Origin of the sequence: Georgenia wangjunii (assembly GCF_036421975.1) — a bacterium.
Classification (GTDB): Bacteria; Actinomycetota; Actinomycetes; order Actinomycetales; family Actinomycetaceae; genus Georgenia_A; species Georgenia_A wangjunii.
The window spans coordinates 155,173-176,316 of record NZ_JAZGON010000008.1 but is presented as its reverse complement, the minus strand read 5'-3'; the positions used below and the strand labels follow the sequence as shown (position 1 = coordinate 176,316).

16 protein-coding genes are annotated in these 21,144 nt (G+C 73.6%); 13 read left to right on the top strand and 3 right to left on the bottom strand.

The features are described from left to right. Positions 1 to 6: 6 nt before the first annotated feature. The gene (locus V2J63_RS12630; RefSeq protein WP_331231398.1) at positions 7 to 1,005 is read right to left on the bottom strand and encodes a glycosyltransferase family protein; all 999 of its coding nucleotides are present in this window, start codon (positions 1,003 to 1,005) and stop codon (positions 7 to 9) included. Between the two features lie 51 nt (positions 1,006 to 1,056). On the opposite strand from V2J63_RS12630, the gene V2J63_RS12625 reads away from it, so the two are divergent. From V2J63_RS12625 to V2J63_RS12610, 4 genes are read left to right on the top strand one after another with little or no spacing between them, the layout of a single operon-like run. Continuing rightward, the gene (locus V2J63_RS12625; RefSeq protein WP_331231397.1) at positions 1,057 to 2,190 is read left to right on the top strand and encodes a glycosyltransferase family protein; all 1,134 of its coding nucleotides are present in this window, start codon (positions 1,057 to 1,059) and stop codon (positions 2,188 to 2,190) included. 40 nt (positions 2,191 to 2,230) lie between these two features. Then, the gene (locus V2J63_RS12620) at positions 2,231 to 3,334 is read left to right on the top strand and encodes a glycosyltransferase (RefSeq protein WP_331231396.1); all 1,104 of its coding nucleotides are present in this window, start codon (positions 2,231 to 2,233) and stop codon (positions 3,332 to 3,334) included. Beyond that, a complete protein-coding gene (locus tag V2J63_RS12615; protein WP_331231395.1) occupies positions 3,331 to 4,401 on the top strand; it encodes a glycosyltransferase family 2 protein in 1,071 nt (356 codons plus the stop codon). Before V2J63_RS12620 ends, V2J63_RS12615 begins: the two co-directional genes overlap by 4 nt. Next, positions 4,398 to 5,357, top strand: coding sequence for a glycosyltransferase family protein (locus tag V2J63_RS12610; protein ID WP_331231394.1), 960 nt, complete (start codon positions 4,398 to 4,400; stop codon positions 5,355 to 5,357). The genes V2J63_RS12615 and V2J63_RS12610 overlap by 4 nt, the downstream gene beginning before the upstream one ends. 273 nt (positions 5,358 to 5,630) lie before the next feature. On the opposite strand, the gene V2J63_RS12605 is transcribed toward V2J63_RS12610, so the two are convergent. Beyond that, positions 5,631 to 8,711 carry a glycoside hydrolase family 43 protein gene (locus V2J63_RS12605; RefSeq protein ID WP_331231393.1) on the bottom strand — a complete coding sequence of 1,027 codons (3,081 nt, stop codon included), beginning with the start codon at positions 8,709 to 8,711 and terminating at the stop codon, positions 5,631 to 5,633. 205 nt (positions 8,712 to 8,916) lie between these two features. On the opposite strand from V2J63_RS12605, the gene V2J63_RS12600 reads away from it, so the two are divergent. From V2J63_RS12600 to V2J63_RS12585, 4 genes are all read left to right on the top strand, one after another. Next, complete coding sequence (locus V2J63_RS12600) at positions 8,917 to 10,218, top strand: nucleotide sugar dehydrogenase (RefSeq protein ID WP_331231392.1); 1,302 nt, start codon at positions 8,917 to 8,919, stop codon at positions 10,216 to 10,218. Further along, positions 10,215 to 11,216, top strand: a complete 1,002-nt coding sequence (locus tag V2J63_RS12595; protein WP_331231391.1) for a glycosyltransferase — start codon at positions 10,215 to 10,217, stop codon at positions 11,214 to 11,216. Before V2J63_RS12600 ends, V2J63_RS12595 begins: the two co-directional genes overlap by 4 nt. Then, positions 11,209 to 12,060 (top strand): glycosyltransferase, encoded by an 852-nt coding sequence (locus V2J63_RS12590; RefSeq protein WP_331231390.1) that lies wholly within the window; start codon positions 11,209 to 11,211, stop codon positions 12,058 to 12,060. The genes V2J63_RS12595 and V2J63_RS12590 overlap by 8 nt, the downstream gene beginning before the upstream one ends. 107 nt (positions 12,061 to 12,167) lie before the next feature. After that, complete coding sequence (locus V2J63_RS12585; RefSeq protein WP_331231389.1) at positions 12,168 to 14,339, top strand: DUF6541 family protein; 2,172 nt, start codon at positions 12,168 to 12,170, stop codon at positions 14,337 to 14,339. Positions 14,340 to 14,342: 3 nt separating this feature from the next. On the opposite strand, the gene V2J63_RS12580 is transcribed toward V2J63_RS12585, so the two are convergent. Continuing rightward, on the bottom strand, positions 14,343 to 15,527 hold the full coding sequence (locus V2J63_RS12580; RefSeq protein ID WP_331231388.1) for a polysaccharide pyruvyl transferase family protein: 1,185 nt from the start codon (positions 15,525 to 15,527) through the stop codon (positions 14,343 to 14,345). A 157-nt stretch (positions 15,528 to 15,684) separates the two neighbouring features. Between V2J63_RS12580 and glf the strand changes: the two genes are divergently transcribed. From glf to V2J63_RS12555, 5 genes are read left to right on the top strand one after another with little or no spacing between them, the layout of a single operon-like run. After that, positions 15,685 to 16,872, top strand: a complete 1,188-nt coding sequence (glf, locus tag V2J63_RS12575; RefSeq protein WP_331231387.1) for a UDP-galactopyranose mutase — start codon at positions 15,685 to 15,687, stop codon at positions 16,870 to 16,872. Next, positions 16,869 to 17,738, top strand: a complete 870-nt coding sequence (locus V2J63_RS12570; protein ID WP_331231386.1) for an ABC transporter permease — start codon at positions 16,869 to 16,871, stop codon at positions 17,736 to 17,738. The genes glf and V2J63_RS12570 overlap by 4 nt, the downstream gene beginning before the upstream one ends. Continuing rightward, positions 17,739 to 18,476: an ABC transporter ATP-binding protein gene (locus V2J63_RS12565; RefSeq protein WP_331231385.1), complete on the top strand. Its 738-nt coding sequence runs from the start codon at positions 17,739 to 17,741 to the stop codon at positions 18,474 to 18,476. It abuts the gene before it with no gap. Continuing rightward, positions 18,473 to 20,176: a glycosyltransferase gene (locus V2J63_RS12560; RefSeq protein ID WP_331231384.1), complete on the top strand. Its 1,704-nt coding sequence runs from the start codon at positions 18,473 to 18,475 to the stop codon at positions 20,174 to 20,176. The genes V2J63_RS12565 and V2J63_RS12560 overlap by 4 nt, the downstream gene beginning before the upstream one ends. Beyond that, positions 20,176 to 21,072 (top strand): glycosyltransferase family 2 protein, encoded by an 897-nt coding sequence (locus V2J63_RS12555; RefSeq protein WP_331231383.1) that lies wholly within the window; start codon positions 20,176 to 20,178, stop codon positions 21,070 to 21,072. The genes V2J63_RS12560 and V2J63_RS12555 overlap by 1 nt, the downstream gene beginning before the upstream one ends. The last annotated feature ends 72 nt before the right edge of the window (positions 21,073 to 21,144 follow it).

Sequence of the window (21,144 nt, the reverse complement as noted above, 5' to 3'; positions counted from 1 at the left end):
GGTCGCTCAGCCGGTCCGGGACGCGACGCTGCGGTAGACGTCCTGGAGCGGGGCGACGTACCGGTCGGCGGTGTAGTGCTCGGTGACCCACCGGCGCGCGTCGAGGCGTCGGCTCACCGCTACCGGGTCTGCGAGCGTTGTGAGGACGTGCTCGATGGTCTCGGCGATCGTGCCGGACAGCACCGGGGGGGCGCCGCCGTCCGGGTGCGGGATCAGCGTGCTGGGAACCGCTACGGGCACGCCGATCGCCATCGCCTCATGCTCGCTCACTGCCAGGATGTTGGACGCCTGACCCACGACGACATCGGCCCGGGCGAGCATCGCAACGTACTGGTCGTGGGATGCCCGCGGAAGGAGCTCGACGCCGGCCTGAGCCGCCTCCGGGGCGGCCTCGCCCCAGTCGATGCCCTGGACGCGGACGTCCGCCGGGAGCGCCCGTCGCAGCTCCGCCGCGAGCGCAAGCATCGTCTCGGCGCCCTTGACCCGGGACCAGCGGGAGGCGAAGACGACGCGGCGCCCGCCCGCACCCGGTGCCCACGCCGGGAGCCCCGCGACGTCGACGAAGGCGGGCATGTACTCGGCGTCGGCGCGCGCCGCCCGGGCCTGCTCGGCGGTGTCGAGGTTCGTGTAGTAGACGCGCTCCGCGCCGTCGATCGCCCGCGCCACCTCGTCGCGGTAGCGCGGGTCGCTCGCCTGCTCGCGGATGTCCGTGCCGTGCAGGTGGAGGAGGTAGGGCCGCGGCGGCATGAGGCGCTCGCGGATGAGCCGGACGCTCGTCGCGTAGTGGACGTGGACGACGTCCGCGCGGCGCAGGGCCCGGGCCCGTCGGGCGACGAACGGCACGTACTGGAGCCGTCCGAGCGCGCCCTCCGGTGTGGAGGCGGGGCGGACCTTCGCAGGCGGGAGGTAGCCCCACGTGAGGTCCGCGCGGCGGGCCGCCCGAACGAGGTTGAGGGCGACGAACGCGCAGTCGTTGACGTGGAGAACCGCGGGCTCGGCGACCATCGGGCCACCGTAGCCGACGGCCGCTGGGCGCGAGGTGGCAGGATCGCACCCGTGCCGTCTCGTCCCGCTCTCCTCATCCTGTCCTTCTCCGCGATCCACGCCGATGCCCGTGTGCTCCGCCAGGTCCGCCTGTTCGCCGACACGTACGAGGTGACGACGTGCGGGTACGGGCCTGCCCCCGAGGGGGTCGCCGGCCATGTGCGTATCCCCGACGAGCTCATCTACTGGCGCAAGGACCGCACCCTGCTGCTGCAGCGGCGCTTCGCCGCCGTCTATCGCCGGAACGCCGTCGTCTCGTACCTCTGGGACAGGCTGCAGCGCGACCACTTCGACGTCGTGCTCGCGGACGACGTCGACACCGTGCCGCTGGCGCTCTCGCTGCGGCCCCGCGGCGGTGTCCACGCCGACCTCCACGAGTACGCGCCCCGCCAGAACGAGGACGTCTTGCGCTGGCGTGTTGCCGTGGCCCCCTACATGCGGTGGCTCGTGCGCACGTACGTGACACGGGCAGACTCCGTGACCACGGTGGGGCCTGGCATCGCCGACGAGTACCGGCGTCAGTTCGGTGTCGACGCGCAGGTGGTGACGAACGCCGCGCCGTACGCGGAGAAGCAGGCGACCCCGGTCACCGATCCGATCCGGTTGGTCCACAGCGGTAACGCCATGTCGGGACGAGGGATCATCGAGCTGGCGCGAGCGGTCGAGGACGTCGACGCGAACGTCACGCTGGACCTCTATCTTGTCCCGAACGATGCCTCCTACCTCGCTGAGATCGCCGAGCTGGCGTCGCGTTCCACCCGGGTCCGCCTCCACGCCCCCGTGCCGTACGCACAGCTTGTCACCACCCTGAATGCGCACGACGTCGGCGTGCACGTCCTGCCGCCCGTGAGCTTCAACAACTACTGGGCCCTGCCCAACAAGGTGTTCGACTACGTGCAGGCGCGGCTCGGCCTCCTCGTCGGGCCTTCACCGGAGATGGCTCGGATGGTGCGCGAGCACGGTCTCGGCGAGGTGACGGAGGACTTCTCGAGCGGTGCGGTCGCTGCTGCCCTGGCACGTCTCACACCGGGGCGCGTCGCGGAGTTCAAGGCAGCGTCCACGCGCGCGGCCCACGAGCTGAGCGCCGAGCGCCAGGTGGAGGTGTGGGCGAGGGCGGTCGACGCCCTCGCGGCGCGTTCTCGCTGAGGACTCTCGACCGACTTGGGGCGCTGGTACGGTCGTGAGCGTGCGAATCGTGGCGGTGACGACGTGGTTCCCGACGGCCGTCGCGCCGGCCAGCGGCACCTTCGTCGTCAAGGACGCGCTCGCGATCGCCTCGCTCGGCCACGACGTCGACGTCGTCCACCTCGTCCCGCCGCACCAGGACGACGGCACCCGGCGCCTCCGCCACGAGGGCCTGCGCGTGGTCCGCGTCCCCATGAGCACGACCGACCCGCGCCAGGTGCTGGCCGCCGCCCGCGCCCTGCGCCCGCTGCTCGCCGGCGCGGACGTCGTCCACTCGATGGCCTTCTCCTCCCTGCTGCCGCTCTCCCTGCAGCGCCCCGCCGCGCCGTGGGTCCACACCGAGCACTGGTCCGGGCTCACGTCCCCCCAGAACCTGCCGGTCTCGTGGCAGCGCGTGCTCCCGGCGCTGCGCCACCTCCTCGCCCGCCCCGACGTCGCGACGGCCGTGTGCGAGTTCCTCGCCCAGCCGGTGCGGGCGGTCCGGGGCGGCCGCCCCACCCACGTCGTCCCGTGCATCGTCGAGACGCCGGTGCCCCTCCCGCCCCGCGCCGCCCGCTCCGACCGTCTGCGCCTCGTCGCCGTCGGTGGCCTCATCGATCGCAAGGACCCCGTCCTCGCGGTCGAGACGGTCGCCGAGCTCGAGCGCCGCGGCGTCCCCGCCCAGCTCGTGCACGTGGGGGAGGGGGAGCTGCGCGATGCGGTCGTCCGGCGCGCGGAGGAGCTCGGCGTCGCGGAGCACGTGCGCCTCACCGGGTCCCTGCCGCGGGCGGGTGTCCTCGCCGAGCTCGCCGCTGCGGACCTGTTCTTCGGGCCGACACGCGGTGACAACTTCTTCGTCTCGGCGGCCGAGGCGATCGTCTCCGGCAGGCCCCTCGTCGTCGGAGCGACCGGCGGTCAGGGCGAGTACATCGACCCGCGCGTGGGTGAGCTCGTCGACGTGCAGGACGCCGGGGCGTACGCCGACGCGATCGTGCGCGTCGACGCCGCCACCCGGGACCTCAGCGCGGCGGAGATCTCCGCGACGGTGGGGGACCGGTTCTCTGTGCCCGAGGTCGCCGCCGGGTACGCGTGCGCCTACGACCGCGCCCGTGAGGCGCGCCGGTGACTGCCCCGGTCGACGTCGTCATCGCCGTCCACACCCCGCGCCGCCCGATCGGCCGCGCCGTGGCCTCCGTCCTCGACGGCAACGCCGCGCAGGCACGTCTCACCGTCGTGTGCCACAACCTCACGGCGGCCGAGATCGTCGCCGTCGTCGCTCCCGAGCACCGGGACCGGGTGCGGTTCCTCGAGCACGTCGACGGGATCCCGAGCCCGTCCGGCCCCTTCAACGCGGGGATGGACGCGGCGGACGGGGAGTTCGTCTCCATCATGGGGTCCGACGACGTCCTCGACCCGGGCGCCGTCGACTCCTGGCTCCGCCTCGCCCGGCGCACCGGCGCCGAGACGGTCGTCTCCCGGCTCGTCCTCGGGACCCGGCGCCGTCCCGTGCCCACACCTCCCGTGCGGCCGTGGCGCCGGGGCCTCGCCCACCCGGTCAAGGACCGCCTCAGCTACCGCAGCGCCCCTCTCGGTCTCGTCTCGACGGCCGCCCGCGAGCGGCTCGGCGCCCGGCTCGTCGAGGAGATCGTCGTCGGCGACGACGTCCCCTACGTCACGCGGCTGTGGTTCGAGACCCGTGTCGCCGTCGACCGGCGCGGCCCCGCGTACGTCATCGGTGAGGACGCCGAGGACCGGGTGACCCTCGCGCCGCGGCCGATCGCCGTCGAGCTGGCCTTCCTGCGCCACCTGTGCGCGGAGCCGTGGTTCCGCGGGTACACGCTCGAGGAGCGCCGGTCGGCCTGCGTCAAGGCCACCCGCATCCACCTCTTCGGCGCCGTGCACAACCGGACCGACCCCGCCTTCTGGACGGCGGAGGAACGGACGGCGCTCGCGCAGGTCGCGACCGACCTCCTCGCAGCCGCCCCCGGGTTCGAGCGCGTCCTCTCCCTCGCCGACCGGGACCTCCTCGACGCCGTCCGGTCCCGCCACGTCAGCGCGGACCGGATGATCGACGCCGCCCGGGCGCGGCGGCGCCACGGCCGTCCTCGGACTCTGCTCACCCGGGACCCCTCCCGGGTCCTCGCCCGCGAGGCCCCCGCGCGCCTCATGGCAGCCTCGGTGCTGGTCCGGTGAGCACGGAACCGCGGGTCACCCACCTCTTCGACTGCGCCGACGTCGGCGGGACGCTCGTGCGCGAGGCACGCAGCCGCCGCCTCCCGTGGCGGTACGTGCCCGGGCTCCAGGACGTCCCGCGCCGCGAGTTCTACGGCGACTTCTACCTGTGGACCGCCCGCCGGATCTCCTCGGTCGCGCGCTCGGACCTCGTCCACCTCCACTACGGCGGCCGCACCGCCTGGGTGCGCAAGTTCCCGCACCGGCCGTACGTCGTCCATCTCCACGGCTCGGACATCCGCACCCAGTACCGCGACCCCCGCTTCCACGACGAGATCCAGGGCGGGCTCGACGCCGCCCGCGCCGTCTTCTTCGCCACGCCCGACCTCGCCGAGGCGGCCCGTGCGGCCCGGCCCGACGCGACCTACCTGCCCAACCCGATCGAGGTCGCGGCGCTGCCGACCTGGGCGCCCGCCCCCCGGCCCACGGTCCTCTTCCCGTCCCGCTGGGACCCGGTCAAGGGCCTCGAGAGCCAGCTCGCCATCGCCCGCGAGCTACGGAGGGCCCTCGGCGCGGACGTCGACCTCGTCGGTCTCGACTGGGGGGAGGGCACCGGTGAGGCCGCGGCGGCCGGCGTGCGCCTCGTCCCCCGGATGGAGCGCACCGAGTTCGTCGCCTGGCTCGCCTCCGCCCATCTCGCCGTGGCGCAGTCGACCGGCCTGCTCGGGATGAGCGAGCTCCAGACGCTCGGGATCGGCGTGCCCACCCTCATGGCGGACCCGCACCCCGGCTACGCCGCCCCGCCCGTCCTCGACGCCGACCCCGCCGTCGTCGGGGACGTCGCCCGGGCCGTCCTCGACGACCCCGCCGCGGTCGCGGCGCAGCTCGACCCCCGTGCGTGGGTCCGCCGGCACCACGGCCCGGCCCAGGCGGTCGACCGGCTGCGCGCGGTGTACCGACAGGTGCTCGCCCGGTGAGCAAGCACCTGCTCTACGTCGCCTGAGGCTTCCCGCCGCGCGCGGCGGCCGAGGTGCGCCACCCGGACCGGCCCGCTGGCGGGAGGCCGCGGCCTGGGCGCCCAAGGTCGCCCGATCCGCGCACCTTGCGCCGCGGGTCGCCGCGCTCGCGGAGGCGGTGGGGAGCCGATGAACGGGCCGAGGTGGGCGCGCCGCTCCCGCGCCCCGCGACGGTGAGCGGACCGCACGGCGCCCGCTCCCCACGGGCCTGACCGCGCGGGCGGCCCGGCCGGCTCAGCGGGGCACCCAGCCGTCCCGGCTGCGAACCTCCGCCGTCCGCCCGTGCGCCGCGCCCCCACAAGTCAGCGCCCGGCCGCCGGCCAGCGCGGCGCCGGCCGCGAGGAGCAGGCAGGCAAGGGCCACCAGCCCCGTCCCTGGGCCCGTCCGCGGGAGCTCACCGCCCGGGCCGCCCGGCGTGGTCGGGGACGGTGTCGGCACCGGTGCCGTGGTGGGCGCGACGTCGACGGTCCCGGACGCCGTGCGCCCGGCAGCGTCGCTGGCCGTCACCGTCAGCGGCCCGGACGCCACCGCGGCCGGGAGCACAAGCGTCGCGCCCCCCGCGCCTGCGGCATCGACCGTGACGGTGTGCGGGCCCACGACCGTGCCGTCCGCGGCGGTGGCGGTGAGCGTCACCTCGCTGTCCGGGACGAAGCCCGCCAGTGCGGCGCTCACCTCCCCGCCGGGGGCGACGCGCGGGGGGCTGAGCGCGAGGGTCGGCGTGAACGCCCGGACCGTGACGGTGTCCTGCGCCGTGCGCATCCCCTCGCTCGCCGTGACCGTGAGGACACCGCCGGGGTGGGCGAAGGGCACGTCGAGGACGTGCGTCGCGGTGCCCTCGGCGTCCGCCGTCACCTCGTCCGTCGCGAGCACCGAGCCGTCTGGGCCGGTGTACGTGACGATGGCGGCCTCGCCCGGGACGCCGCCGCTCACCGTGGTCGTCACGTGCGCGCCGGGGTCGACGACGTCGGGGGTCGCCTCCACGGCGAGCTCGCCGACGGGCGCGGCCACCCCGTAGAGGCGCACGTAGTCGAACCGGGCGTCCACGGGCGGCTCGGCGCCGCCCCCGGCGTAGAGCCCGATCGCGGGGTCGCTCCCGGCGGGCAGCGTCCACGTCGCGCCCCAGCGCCACGCCTCGCCGTCGCGCGACGTCGCCGAGCGGTAGAGGAGGTCCCCGCTGACGGGGTGGGTGCTGTGGTGGACCCGCAGCCACATCGTCGGCGCGACGGGGCCGCCGACGTGCCCGCCCCAGTCGAGGCGGCCCTGCGACGGGGCCTCCTTGCCGAACTCGGACTGCCGGGTGCCCCAGATGGCGACGTGCCCGAGGCGCAGGAAGTCGTCGTCGTCGATATGGACGACGAGCCCGGCCTGCTGGTAGTTCCGGACGGTGTCGACGCCGAGGTCGAGGTCGAGCTTGGTCTCGAGGATCCACTCGCCCGCGGGCGCGTCGCGCAGGAGCAGCGGCCCGGTCCCGCCGGGACCGACGAGGTCCGCCCCCGTGAGCGGCCACACGAGCTCGCCGTCCGTGACCGTCACGGCCTCGTCCGGGCGCACCCACGTCCACCCGGCCTCGAGCGGGGCGTCGAACTCCTCGGCGAGGAGGAGCTCACCGGCCTCGGGCTCGGGGACGCGCTCGGTCACGGGTACGTACGCCTCGACGACGGAGAGGTTGTCGACGTGCGCGGGCCCGTCGCCGGCGACGAGCGAGACAGGGGCGACGCCCTGCGCCCCCGGCGGAAGGTCGAGGCGGACCTCGCTCAGCACGTCGCCGAGGCGGGACTCCGAGAGCCGGACGTGCAGGACGCCGGCGCGGACCTCGACGGACAGCGCGGTCCACGTCGCGGGGTCGTAGAGCCCGGTCAGCGCAGCCGCGGCCTCGGTGGTCTCGGTGGTCCCCAGGGCGTCAGCGCGCAGCTCGCCGGCGCGCTCGTCGAGGACGACCGTGATCGCGGTGCCGTCCGCGGCGCCGAGGCGGACCGCGAAGGCACCGCCCTCCGGCAGCCGGACGTCCGCCTCCACCCGCACGTCGGCGGGTGCGGCGGCGGCGGAGCGCGCGACGGCGGTGGGCTCCGCGCCGGGGTCGAGCACGGCGAAAGTGCCGGCGTCCGCCGTCGTGTCCTGCCCTGGCGTCCACGCCCCGGAGGTCGCCGCGAAGGCGGCCCCGGAGGCCGGGGCGGTGAGCTCGATCTCGAGCCCCGTCCCGACGAAGGGCCCCGGGAGCGGCGTGTCGGAGGGGCCGGCACCGGCGTTCGTCACCGGCCAGCCGTCGATCCAGTCGAGCCGGTCGAGGAGCGTGGGCCGCTCGTTGATGCCGCCGGGCTCGGTCAGCCAGGGGTCCTCCTTGTCGAGCGCGTGGTAGAGGATCCAGTCCTGGCCGGTGAGGTCGGTGACGACCGCGTGGTGGCCCGCGCCGATCCACCGGTTGCCGTTCTGGACGAGCACCTGCGACCCGCCTACCCGCGACTCGGCGAGCCCGACGCCCTCGGCGTCGACGAACGGCCCGGTCGGGCTGGTCGAGCGCCCGGCGTGGACGCTGTAGCCGGTCGAGGGGCCGGCGCAGCAGTTCGCCGAGGAGCCCATGAGGTAGTAGTAGTCCCCGCGCTTGACGACGTACGCCCCCTCGTAGCGGTCGGTCGTCGTCAGCCGCACCGGATCGCCGACGGCGGCGAGGCCCGTCTCGTCGAGCTCGGTCACCCAGATGCCGCCGTGGTAGCTGCCGAAGTAGAGGTACCGGGAGCCGTCGTCGTCGACGAGCAGGGCCGGGTCGAACGTCCAGTAGAAGCCGCCCCCGCCGTCGGGCCGGGGCGCGACGACGGGCGCGTCCGTCGGGGTCCAGGGCCCGTTCGGCGTGGGTGCGGTCGCCGCGCCGATCGCGGGGTCGCCGCCGGGGTTGAGCACGGTGTCGGTCACCGTGTAGTAGAGGACGTACTCGCCGTCGACGTAGCGGACGTCCGGCGCCCAGAACGCGGACTCCGGAGCGGCCCACGCGGGCCGGTTCGTCTCGTCGAGGATCGTGCCGAGGTATCCCCAGGAGACGAGGTCGCGGGAGCGGGCGACGTGCATGAGCCCGAGCTCGCCGCCCTCGACGAGGGGGTCGCTCGTCGCGTAGAGGTACCACCAGCCGTCCTTGCCGCGGATGACGGCGGGGTCGGCGTACGTGTCGGCGAAGGCCTCGGTGAGGGGGTTCGCGTACGTCTCGCCGGGCGGTGGCTGCGCGCCCACGGCGGAGGCGGTGAGGAGGAGCACCAGCAGGGCGAGGAGGGTCGTGACGCGCGCGCGCCCCCGGTCCGTCCGTGATGAGCGACCGGCGAGTGCCATGGAGTCCTCCGTGCATCTTTGCCAACGGACCACCTGCGGTTGCCTCTGTATAGCACCGCGCAGCGCCGGCGTACATGGCCCGGCGACCCCCTCCTCGTGCCCGGCGGAGGGCGGAGGACACCCGCCCTACGCGAGCCCGCGCCCGGGGTCGATATCGTGGGGTGCTGCCGCCGGGTCGTCCGGGGAACTTCCGCGAAGGAGAACGATGCGCATCGCCGTCATTGCCATGGGGAAGATCGGTCTGCCCCTGGCCGTCCAGTTCGCTGACGCCGGGCACGAGGTCATCGGTGTCGACGTCCAGCAGGGCGTGGTCGACAAGGTCAACGCCGGCGTGGAGCCGTTCCCGGGTGAGGCGCAGCTGCAGGAGAAGCTGAGCGAGCTCGTCCCTGCCGGGCGCCTGCGTGCGACGACCGACTACGCCGAGGCGATCCCAGGGGCCGACGCCGTGGTGCTCGTCGTGCCGCTCTTCGTCGACGACGCGACGTGGGAGCCGGACTTCGCGTGGATGGACGCCGCGACGCGCTCCCTGGCCGAGCACCTGACCCCCGGCACGCTCGTCTCCTACGAGACGACCCTTCCGGTGGGGACGACGCGCACCCGGTGGAAGCCGATGCTCGAGGAGATCTCGGGCCTGGCCGAGGGCAGTGACTTCCACCTCGTGTTCTCCCCCGAGCGGGTCCTCACGGGCCGGGTGTTCGCGGACCTGCGCCGTTACCCCAAGCTCGTCGGTGGGCTGAGCGAGGCCGGCGCGCGGCGAGCGGTCGAGTTCTACGAGGCGGTCCTGTCCTTCGACGAGCGCCCCGACCTGGCCCGTCCGAACGGGGTGTGGGACATGGGCTCGGCCGAGGCCTCGGAGATGGCCAAGCTCGCCGAGACCACCTACCGCGACGTCAACATCGGCCTGGCGAACCAGTACGCGCTCTTCGCCGACAAGGTCGGTATCGACGTCTACGCCGTCATCGAGGCATGCAACTCCCAGCCCTACTCCCACATCCACTCCCCGGGCATCGCGGTGGGCGGGCACTGCATCCCCGTCTACCCGCGGCTCTACCTCTCCACCGACCCCGACGCCTCGATCGTGCGCACGGCCCGCCAGCACAACGCGGCCATGCCTGAGTACGCCGTGGCCCGCGCGCAGGAGCTCCTCGGCGACCTCGCCGGCCTGCGGGCGGTCGTCCTGGGTGCCTCCTACCGTGGCCGGGTCAAGGAGACGGCGTTCTCCGGGGTCTTCGCGACCGTCGCGGCCCTGCGCGAGCGCGGCGCCAAGGTGCTCGTCCACGACCCGATGTACTCCGACGACGAGCTCGCCGGCTTCGGGTGGGAGCCCTTCCACCTCGGCGAGCCCGCCGACCTCGCCATCGTCCAGGCCGACCACGACGAGTACCGCGACCTCGCCCCCACCCACCTGCCGGGCGTGCGCCTCCTCGTCGACGGGCGCCGGGTCACCGAGCCCACGACGTGGGCCGGCACCCCCCGCATCGTCATCGGCGGCGGCGACGCGGCATGACGAGCACGAGCGCGAGCAGGGCCGAGGTGGCCGGTCGCGTCGCGCACGGGCCGGAGCGGGTCGTGGCCGTCGTCGTCGCGTACAACCGCCGCGACCTCCTCGCCGAGACGCTCGACGCGCTCGCGGCGCAGACGCGCCTTCCGGACGCCGTCGTCGTCGTCGACAACGCCTCCACCGACGGCTCGGCCGACCTCGCCCGTGCGCACGACGTCGGCGCCGACGTCGTGCGCCTCGAGCGCAACACCGGCGGCGCCGGCGGCTTCGCGACCGGTCTCGCACGGGCACTGACGGAGTTCGCCGGTGACCTCGTCTGGCTCATGGACGACGACACGATCCCCACCCCGACGGCGCTCGCCGAGCTGCTGGGCGCACGCGAGGACTACCCGGGCCGCCCGGCGCTCCTCGCGTCCCGGGCGGTGTGGCACGACGGGCGCGAGCACCCGATGAACACCCCGCGCGAGCGGCCATTCGTCTCCGCCGACCTGCGCGACCGGGCGCGGCTCGCGGGCGCGGTCCAGGTCCGCACCGCGTCGTTCGTCTCGCTCCTCCTCGACGCCGGCGCGGTGCGCCGCGAGGGGTTGCCCATGGCGGCGTACTTCATCTGGAACGACGACTTCGAGTACACCGCGCGGCTCCTGCGCCGGCGCGTGGGCCTGTACGTGCCGGGCAGCGTCGTCGAGCACCGGACGAAGACCTTCGGCGCCACCGACGTGGACCCGGGGGAGCGCTTCTACTTCGAGGTCCGCAACAAGCTGTGGATGTACGCGTACTCCTCGGCGTTCGGCCCCGCCGGGACCGTCCTCTACGGCGGCTCGAGCGTGCGGCGCTGGGTGCGGACGGCGCTGCGCTCGACGGAGCGCGGCGTCCTCGCGCGCGCCGCGTGGCGCGGCCTGCGGGACGCGCTCGCGTCCCCGCCCGCCGCGACGACGGAGGTCCTCGCCGGGCTCCCGGTGAGCGGGGCGGTGGCGCAGGTCGAGGCGGGAGCCGGCCGTGGCTGAGACCGCTCCCGCCGCCGAGCGGTTCAGCGTCCTCCTGCCCGTCTACGCCGGCGACGTCCCGGACCACTTCCGCCGCGCCGTCGTCTCCTCGACCCGGGAGCAGGAGCTCGCGCCCGACGAGCTGGTCGTCGTCCGCGACGGGCCCGTCGGCGCGGCGATCGCCGCCGTCCTCGCCGAGCTCGACGCCGGCGGCCCGGGCTCACCCGCCGGGGACGTGCCGGTGCGCATCGTCCGCCTCGAGCGCAACGTCGGCCTCGCCCAGGCGCTCGAGGCGGGGCTCGCGGCCTGCGCCCACGAGATCGTCGCGCGCGTCGACGCCGACGACGTCAGCCTCCCGGAGCGCTTCGCCCGTCAGGTCCCGCTCGTCGCGGCCGGGCTCGACCTCCTCGGCTCGGCCATCACCGAGTTCGCCGACGACGAGGCCGCGCCCGGCGTCGTCCGTGCCCTGCCGACGGACCCGGACGAGATCGCCCGCACCGCCCGCTTCCGCGACCCGTTCAACCACCCCTCGGTCGTCTACCGGCGGTCCGCGGTCGCCGCCGCCGGCGGGTACGAGGACCTCCCGCTCATGGAGGACTACCTCCTCTTCGCCCGCATGATCGCCGGCGGGGCGAGGGTGGCGAACGTCCCCGACTCGCTCGTCCTCTACCGCGTGGGCGCCGGCGCCTACGCACGCCGGGGCGGCCTGCGGCTGCTCCGCTCCGAGGTCGCCCTCCAGCGTGAGCTCCGCCGCGCCGGGTTCACGACCACGACGCAGGCGCTGCGCAACGTCGCTGTACGCGGGGGGTACCGCCTCGTGCCGGAGGCGCTGCGGCGCCGCGCCTACCGGCGGATGCTCCAGTGAGCGGGCTCGGGGACGACCGACCGGCCCGCGGCTCTCGGTAGACTCACCGCGCACCTGCACTGCCGGACGGATGACCCAGGCGGTACACCCCCGCGGAAGGAACTGACGTGTCGGCCTGGCTCAGCATCGTTCCGGCCGGGTTGCTCGCCCTCGTCGTCCTCTTCCTCCCCGGCCTCGCCCTGGGCAGGGTCCTGCGCCTGCGGGGGTTCCTCTGGTGGGGGAGCGCGCCGCTCCTCAGCGGCGGGGTGATCGGCACGACGGCGATCGTCGCCCCGGCCGTCGGGCTCCCGTGGGGGCTGACGACCGTCGCCGCCGGCACGGGCCTCGGTCTCGTCCTCGCCGCCGTCGTCCGGCTCGTCACCCGCGGCGCTGGACCGGCCATCGAACCCGGCGCCACCGCGGAGCGCCCCGGCGCCGGCGAGCGCGCCGCCGCGCAAGGGGGCACCGCCGAGCGTGCAGCCGCCGACGAGCGCGCGGCCGCCCAGGGCCGCCACGCGCGGCGAGGGGCCGTCCTCGTGCTCGCCGGACTCGCCGTCGCCGCCGTCCTGCAGACCGGGCGGATCGTCGCGGCGCTCGAGGGGCCGCAGGCCATCTCCCAGACGTACGACGCGAACTACCACCTCAACGCGGTCCAGTTCATCCTCGACCGCGCGGACGCCTCCTCGCTCCACATGTCGATGTCGAACCCGATGCTCGACGCCTCGTTCTACCCCGCTCTCTGGCACGGGATCGTCGCGCTCCTCGAGGGGGCGACCGCGATCGGTGTGCCGCAGGCGACGACCGCCCTGACGATCGTCGTGGCGGCGGTCGTGTGGCCGCTCGCTGTCGCGGCGCTCGCTCGGGTGCTGTTCGGGCGACGTCCCTGGCTCGTCGCCGCGAGCGCGCTCCTCGCGACGTCCTTCACCCAGTTCCCCGAGCTCCTCACGTACTACGGGGTGCTCTACCCCAACCTCATCGCGTACGCGATGCTCCCCGCGTTCGTCGCGCTCGTCGTCTCCATGCTGTGGCAGCGCACGGTGCGCGGGTGGGTCGCGCACGCCGCGCTCCTCGCCGTCGGGTCGCTCGCCCTCACCCTCGGGCAGACGAACGCCCTCTTCGCAGCCGCCTTCATCCTCGTCCCCGCGGTCCTCTACGTCCTCGGGCAGCGGTCCGTGGACCTCGTGCGGAGGTCGGCCCGGCCCGGACGGGCAGCCACCCTGCTCGCCCTGGCCTGGGCCGTGGGGATCGCCGCCGTCGCTGTGGCGTACCGGGTGGCCGACCGGGTGCCCCAGGTCGGAGGGCTGCGCTCCTCGCCCGTGTACTGGCCGGTCGACGAGACCGTCCTCGGCGCCGTCGGCAGTGCGCTCACGCTCGCGGCCGGCCACCCCCACGGCACGCCGGACTGGGCGATGGCGGCGCTCGTCCTCGTCGGGCTCGTCGGCGCGGCCCGGGTGTCCCGACTGCGGTGGCTCATCGCGGGCCACCTCGTCGTCGTCGTGCTGTACGTCGTCTCGACGAGCGTCGACGGCGCCCTGCGCTCCGAGCTCACCGGGTACTGGTACGGGGACGACCACCGCCTCGCGGCGCTCCTGCCCGTCACCGGCATCCCGCTCGCGGTGCTCGGCCTGCGTGAGCTCGTCCGACGGGCCCGCGGGCTCCTCGCGCTCGCGGCGACGCGTGGCTCAGCACCACGGCACGCGCGGCGGCGCGCGGGGGCCGAGGCCGCGGGGGAGCCCGCGGGGGAGCGGGGCCCGCGGAGCGCCCGGTGGGTCGCCCCGACGGGTGCCGCCGTGCTCGTCCTCCTCGTCCTCGCCCACACGCAGGTGCCGGCGGCGCGGCAGTCGTTCGCGGAGCTCGAGCGCCTCTACCGCATCGACCCGACGTCCTCGGGCTCGATCGGGCTCCTCGCCGCGAACGAGTACGCACTCCTCGAGCGCCTCGAGGAGATCGTCCCCGAGGGCGTCGTCGTGGCCGGCAGCCCGTGGGACGGCAGCTCCATGTCATGGGCCGTCGGCGGGCGCGAGGCGCTCTTCCCGCACATCTCGATCGTCTGGACCCACGACGCGGGGATCATCGCGACACGCCTCAACGAGGCCCGCACCGATCCAGAGGTGTGCCAGGCGGTCGAGAACCTCAACGTCGGGTACGTCCTCGACATGGCCTACCCGATGTGGGGTGGGGACCCTGCCGGCGGCGAGCACGCGTACCCGGGCCTCGACTGGCTCGTGGCGACCGGCGTCGCCGAGCCCGTCGCCGTCGAGGGGCCCGCCCGCCTGCTCGAGATCACCGCCTGCGACTGACGCTCAGGGCCGGCGCGGCGGGCCGTAGAGGATGGCGGCCGTCTCGCGCTTGCGCGCGCGCAGCGCCGGCCAACGCTCCCGCAGGTTCCCGTACGCCAGGTCGGAGGCGACGGGCGCCCGGAGGTCGGAGAGGAGCTCCCACCGGGAGCCCGCGGCGAGGACGAGACCGTGCTTGGCGTCGTAGTAGTCGCCCCGCACCGAGATCGCGACGCCCCGGGCCCCGGCCCCCGCGGCGAGCAGGTGCGGGTGGAAGCGGGTGGAGATCCAGCGCTGGTGGGCCGCCGCGGGGAACCCGTCGCGCCACACCTCGTGGAACGAGCGGAGCTGGAGGCCGGGCCAGTGCGCGCTCAGGTCGTCGTAGACCGTCGCGTCGAGCCGCGGGATGCACTCGATGACGGCCACGCGTGAGGGGTCGACGTCCCACTCCGTGACCTGCGCGCGGACGAACGCGAGCAGGTCTGGCCAGTCCATCGAGCGCAGGTCGTGCTGGACGACGACGCCGACGTCGAACGCCGCGCCACCCTCCGCGTCGAGGAAGTCGTCCGCGGCCTGGACGAAGAGGTCGTCGCTCGTGAGGCGCAGCGGGAGAGTCGGCCGGGCCCCGCCCAGGAGCGCCCGCGCCGTGCCGGTGTCGCGCACGTCGAGGACGGCGAAGTGCTGTGCCGCGTCGGCCACCCGGGCCGCCGAGGCCTCCCCGAGGGGGAGCAGCCCCAGCCCGGTGGCGCCGACGCGTGCCGGCGTGTGCTGGGCCAGCCACGCGAGCGCGTCGAGGAGCGCGAGGTTGTGCGGCCACAGGTCGTTGGCGTAGCCACCGCCGACCAGGTGGACGACGTCGGCCCCCCGCACGAGGTCGATGCCGCTCGTCCACCACGGCGTGTTGCCCGGGTCGGCGAGCGCGCGGGTCATGTAGGCGCCGATCCCCGCGGCGTCCGCGGCGTCGACGCCGTCCTCGACGGCACGGTCCCGCAGGCGGAAGAGCGTGTCCGTCACGTGCAGCCGCGGGTGGATGCCGGCGAGCAGCGCGGAGGCCGGGCCGGGGTAGGGCGTGTCGAGCCAGACGTCGGCGTCCGGGAGGTGGTCCGCGAGGTACCGCAGCCACACGGCGACGATGAGCTCGTCCCCGAGGTTGGGGTTTCCCGCCACGCCGACGAGGTAGACGGTGCTGGCCTCGGGTCCTGGGTGGGGCACGGCTCTCCTCGGGCGTCTGTGGAACGTCCCCAGCAGCCTACTGTCGACCGGCCCGCACCAGTGCTGTGCCTCACGTCGGGGCGGGGCCAGCACTCCCGACGGGACCCGACGGGCTAACCTTGCAGCGGTCGTTGCCCACCGGCGAGGAGATATCTGCGTGAATGTCGACCTGATCGTGGTCGGATCCGGCTTCTACGGACTGACGGTCGCCGAGCGGTGCGCCCGTGAGCTCGGGCTCAAGGTCCTCGTCATCGACCGTCGGGAGCACATCGGCGGCAACGCCTACTCCGAGGCCGAGGCAAGCACCGGGATCGAGGTCCACCGCTACGGCGCGCACCTCTTCCACACCTCGAACGAGCGCGTGTGGGACTACGTCACCCGCTTCACCGCCTTCACGAGCTACCAGCACCGCGTCTACACCAACGTCGGTGGTGAGGTCTTCCCGATGCCCATCAACCTGGGCACGATCAACCAGTTCTTCCGGTCCGCCCACGGACCCGAGGCCGCCCGCGCGCTCGTCGCCGAGCAGGCCGCCGAGCTGGTCGGGCGCGAGATCACGAACCTCGAGGAGAAGGGCATCTCCCTCATCGGGCGTCCGCTCTACGAGGCGTTCATCAAGGGCTACACCGCCAAGCAGTGGCAGACCGACCCCCGCGAGCTCCCGGCGGGCATCATCTCCCGCCTGCCCGTGCGATACACGTACAACAACCGGTACTTCAACGACACGTACGAGGGCCTGCCGGTCGACGGCTACACCGCGTGGATCGAGCGCATGGCGGACCACCCGAACATCGAGGTGCGCCTCGGCACCGACTTCTTCGACACGTCCCAGCCGATCAACAAGGACGCCGTCGTCGGCCACGTCCCCGTCGTCTACACCGGCGCCGTCGACCGCTACTTCGACTACGCCGAGGGCGAGCTCAGCTGGCGCACCCTCGACTTCGAGGAGGAGGTGCTCGACGTCGGGGACTTCCAGGGCACCCCGGTCATGAACTACGGCGACGAGGACGTCCCGTACACGCGCATCCACGAGTTCCGCCACTTCCACCCCGAGCGGGACTACCCCAAGGACCGCACGGTCATCATGCGCGAGTTCTCCCGCTTCGCCGACCGCGGCGACGAGCCGTACTACCCGATCAACACCGCCGCGGACCGCGAGCGCCTCCTTGCCTACCGCGACCTCGCGCGCGGGCAGGAGGGCGTCATCTTCGGTGGTCGGCTCGGCACGTACAAGTACCTCGACATGCACATGGCGATCGGTGCCGCGCTGACGACGGTGGACAACAAGCTGGTCCCGCACTTCCGCGGGTCGGCCCCGCTGACGAGCGGCGGTGTCGACGAGTGAGCGGTGCGACCGCCACGGCCGGCGCCTTCGTCGAGCCGGGGCGCGGCGGAGGCCTGCTCGACGTCTTCCGCCAGCGTTACCTCCTCAAGCTGCTCGTCCGCAAGGACCTGCGTGTGCGCTACCGGGGCTCCGCCCTCGGCATGCTGTGGTCCTACGTGAAGCCGGCGGTCCAGTTCGTCGTCTTCTACTTCGCCGTCGGCGAGTTCCTGCGGATGAGCGACGTCATCCACAACTTCTCCGTCTACCTCTTCTCCGGCATCGTCGTCGTCAACTTCTTCGGTGAGGCCTTCGGGAACGCGACGCGCGCGATCGTGGGCAACAACGCGCTCGTCAAGAAGATCTACCTGCCGCGCGAGCTGTTCTCCGTCTCGGCGCTGTGGGTCGCGATGGTGCACTTCTTCCCGCAGCTCGCCGTCCTCGTCGTCGGAGCCCTCATCTTCGGCTGGCGCCCCTCCCTCGCCCAGCTCGGGGCGGGGCTGCTCGGGTTCGTCATCCTCACGATCTTCTCCCTCGGGCTCGGGCTCATCTTCGGCGCTGTCAACGTCCTCTTCCGAGATGCCGAGAACCTCGTCGACCTCCTCCTCATGGTGGCGACGTGGGCCTCGCCGGTCCTGTACTCGTGGACGGCCGTCGCGGACGTCATGGGCACGGGCAGGCTGTGGACGATCTACCAGCTCAACCCGCTGACCCCGGTGGTCGAGCTGTTCCACTGGTGCTTCTGGGCGCCGACGGCGGGCGTCGTCTACGAGATGCCGCCCGACATGTGGCAGTGGGTCGGTGTGGCCGCGGCGACCTCCGTCGTCACCCTCGTCGTCGGCGAGCTCGTGTTCCGTCGCCTCGACGGACGATTCGCGCAGGAGCTCTGAGTGAGCACCGAACCGAGGATCGTCGTCCGCGACGTCGCCAAGCACTTCACCCTGCGCCACACGCGCACCGCCAAGGACTGGGTCGTGTGGAACCTGCGCGGGCGCCAGGCGCGGCTGAGCGACGACTTCGTCGCTCTCCACGACATCTCCTTCGACGTGGCCGACGGGGAGGCGCTCGCGCTCCTGGGGCTCAACGGCTCCGGGAAGTCGACGCTCCTCAAGCTCATCTCCGGCGTCATGCGCACGGACACCGGGAGCATCCGCGTACGCGGGAAGATCGCCGGACTCATCGAGGTGGGGGCGGGGTTCCACCCCGACCTCACGGGCCGGGAGAACGTCTTCCTCAACGGGGCGATCCTCGGGATGAGCGAGCGGCAGATCACCGAGAAGTTCGACGAGATCGTCGCGTTCAGCGAGATCGAGGACTTCATCGACACCGAGGTTAAGTTCTACTCCTCGGGGATGTTCCTGCGCCTCGCGTTCGCCGTCGCGGTCCACACCGACCCCGACGTGTTCCTCGTCGACGAGATCCTCGCCGTGGGTGACGAGCCGTTCCAGCGCAAGTGCCTCGCGAAGATCCGCGAGCTGCGCGCCGCGGGGAAGGCGCTCGTCATCGTCAGCCACGACCTCGAGATGGTCGCCAAGCTGTGCGACCGTGGCATCCTGCTCGAGCACGGCCGGGTCGTCGTCGACGGCCCGATCGAGACCGCGGTCGCGACGCTGAGGGGGAACGCATGAGTGTGGGTACAGCGGAGGTCGACGCCGTCGTCACCGAGCTCCAGGCCGGCCTGGACGGCCGGGAGGTGACGCTCACGCTCAGCAGTGCCGGGACCGACGCGGTCCGCGCGCTCGGGGCGGCCTGGCTCCTCGCGACCGTCCGCAGCCTCGAGACGGCGTACCCGGGCCGGGGCGTCGAGCTCGTCCTGCGGACGAGCTCGAGCGAGCCGATGCCCGAAGGGGGCGTCATCCAGCCGGCCTCCGCCGGGGGGATCTTCCTCGGGGGCGACGGCGTCGGGCGCCTCACCGTGCGCGGCGAGGCCGATGCCACCCCGGTGTGGCGGGTGCTCCAGCTCCCGAGCCCCGACCTCCTCGCCCACGACGGCACCTTCACCTTCATCGCCCCGACGGACCGCGTCCGGCGCCGCGTCGGTGCCCTCTACTCGGCGCTCTACGACCGGGCTCCGGTCCTCCTCGACACGTGGCGCCAGAACCGCAACGACATCTCGCCGTCGTCGCGCTCGCCCATGCAGCCGCGCGCGCCCCGCCTCGACCCCGTGGGCGCCGCCGTCGCGCCGCGCGAGCCGCAGCGGGAGGCCGGCGGGCGCCGGCCCGCCGTCTGGGTCGCCATGCACTGGATCGAGACCGGCGGCGCCGAGGCGTGGGGCTTCCGGTCCGCGCAGATCGCGCGGGACGCCGGCTACGAGGTCGTCATCACCGCGGACCGCAGCGCCCCGCAGCGGGCGCTCGACAAGGCGCTCGAGATCACGCCGCACGTCTACCTCGCGGCCAACGCGCTCGCCCACGAGGACTGGGACCCGTTCCTGCGCGGCCTCCTCGAGCGCCACGACATCCGGCTCGTGCACGTGCACCACTCCGCCCGCGCGTACGCGTTCCTGCCCGAGCTCAAGCACATCCGCGCGGACATCGGCGTCATCGACAGCACGCACATCGTCGAGCACCGCACCGGCGGGTTCGTCCGCCAGAGCCTCGAGTACTCGAACCTCATCGACGTCCACCACGTCATCAGCCCCGAGCTGCGCGACCTCTACCTCCTCGACGGGGGCGTGAGGCGGGACAAGGTGGTCTACCGCCCGCTCACGGACCTCCACGTCTCCGAGAGCGCGACGCGCACCGACGGCGTGGAGCTCATCGCGGGCGGGCGCGAACTCGGCGCGCCGCTGCGGATCGGGTTCCTCGGCCGTCTCGTCCCGCAGAAGCGTCCGTTCCTCTTCGTCGAGCTCGTGCGGCGCCTCCACCGCGCACACCCCGACGCGTTCACGTTCCTCATGCAGGGCTCGGGGACGCTCGAGCCGCAGGTCCGGGCCCAGATCGCCCGCAGCGGGCTCAGCGACGTCATCGTGCGCCGCGAGTGGGGGCCGGTCGCGGACTTCTTCGCCAGCGTCGACGTGCTCGTCGTCTCGAGCGACAACGAGGGCATCACGCTGACCTCGCTCGAGGCCGACGAGCACGGCGTGCTCGTCGTCTCCGCCGACGTCGGCAGCCAGCGCACGGTCGTCGCGCCCGCGGCACTCGTGCCGCGCCAGCCGCAGCAGTTCCTGCGTCAGGCGCAGGGAGTCCTCGAGCGCCTCGCCGCGGACGACGACGCCTTCGCCCGTGCGCAGTCCGAGCAGCGGGCCCTCCTCGCGGAGCTCCGTGCTGCGGAGCCCGCCACCACCTTCCTCACCACCTTCTACCACCAGCTCAAGGAGCGAACCTGATGCGCGTTGGAGCTGTCGTCGTCACGTACAACCGGCTGGCCCTGCTCGAGAAGACCCTCGAGGGCCTCGAGAGCCAGACCCGGCCGGTCGACCACGTCATCATCATCGACAACGCCTCGACCGACGGCACGGAGGAGTACCTCGCCGCGCGCGAGCACACGCTCCCGACGACGGTGCGCCGCATGAAGGAGAACACCGGCGGTGCCGGCGGGTTCTCCACCGGCACCGAGCTCGCCTACGGGCTGGGGATGGACGCCATCTGGCTCATGGACGACGACACCGTCCCGCAGGCCGGGGCGCTCGGCCCGCTCGTGCGCGACCTCGAGGACGCCGAGACCCGGCTCGGCGCGATGCCGAGCTTCGCGTGCAGCCTCGTGGAGTGGAAGGACGGGACGCTCTGCGAGATGAACACGCCGGACCCGACTTGGGACTGGGCGCGCCCGCTCACCCTGGGCGCGACGTACACCCTCATGAAGTCGTGCTCGTTCGTCTCCGTCCTCATCACGCGCGAGGCGGTGCACGCCGTCGGCCTGCCCTCGGCGAACTTCTTCATCTGGTACGACGACGCCGAGTACACCCAGCGGCTCTCGAAGTTCCGCCCGGGCATCTTCGTGCCGGACTCCCGCGTCAACCACCTCCTGCCGCAGAACCGGGGCGTCAACTTCGGGGACGTCAACGAGGGCAACGTGTGGAAGTTCGAGTACGGGGTCCGCAACCAGATCGCCACGGCCATCAAGTTCCGCAGCCCGACGATCGCAGCCTCGCTCGGCGAGAACATGATCAAGCAGATGCGCGGCGCCGGCGTGGCCAAGCCGCTCGTCGCGCGGCTGCTCAAGGCGGCAGCGCGCGGCGTGGTCTTCCGGCCCGAGGTCAAGCAGGCCCGCACCATTCGTTGAGGCGTTGAGGCGTTGAGGCGTTGAGGCGTTGAGGCGTTGAGGCGTTGAGGGGCTCGGAGCCGCTGCCGCGCC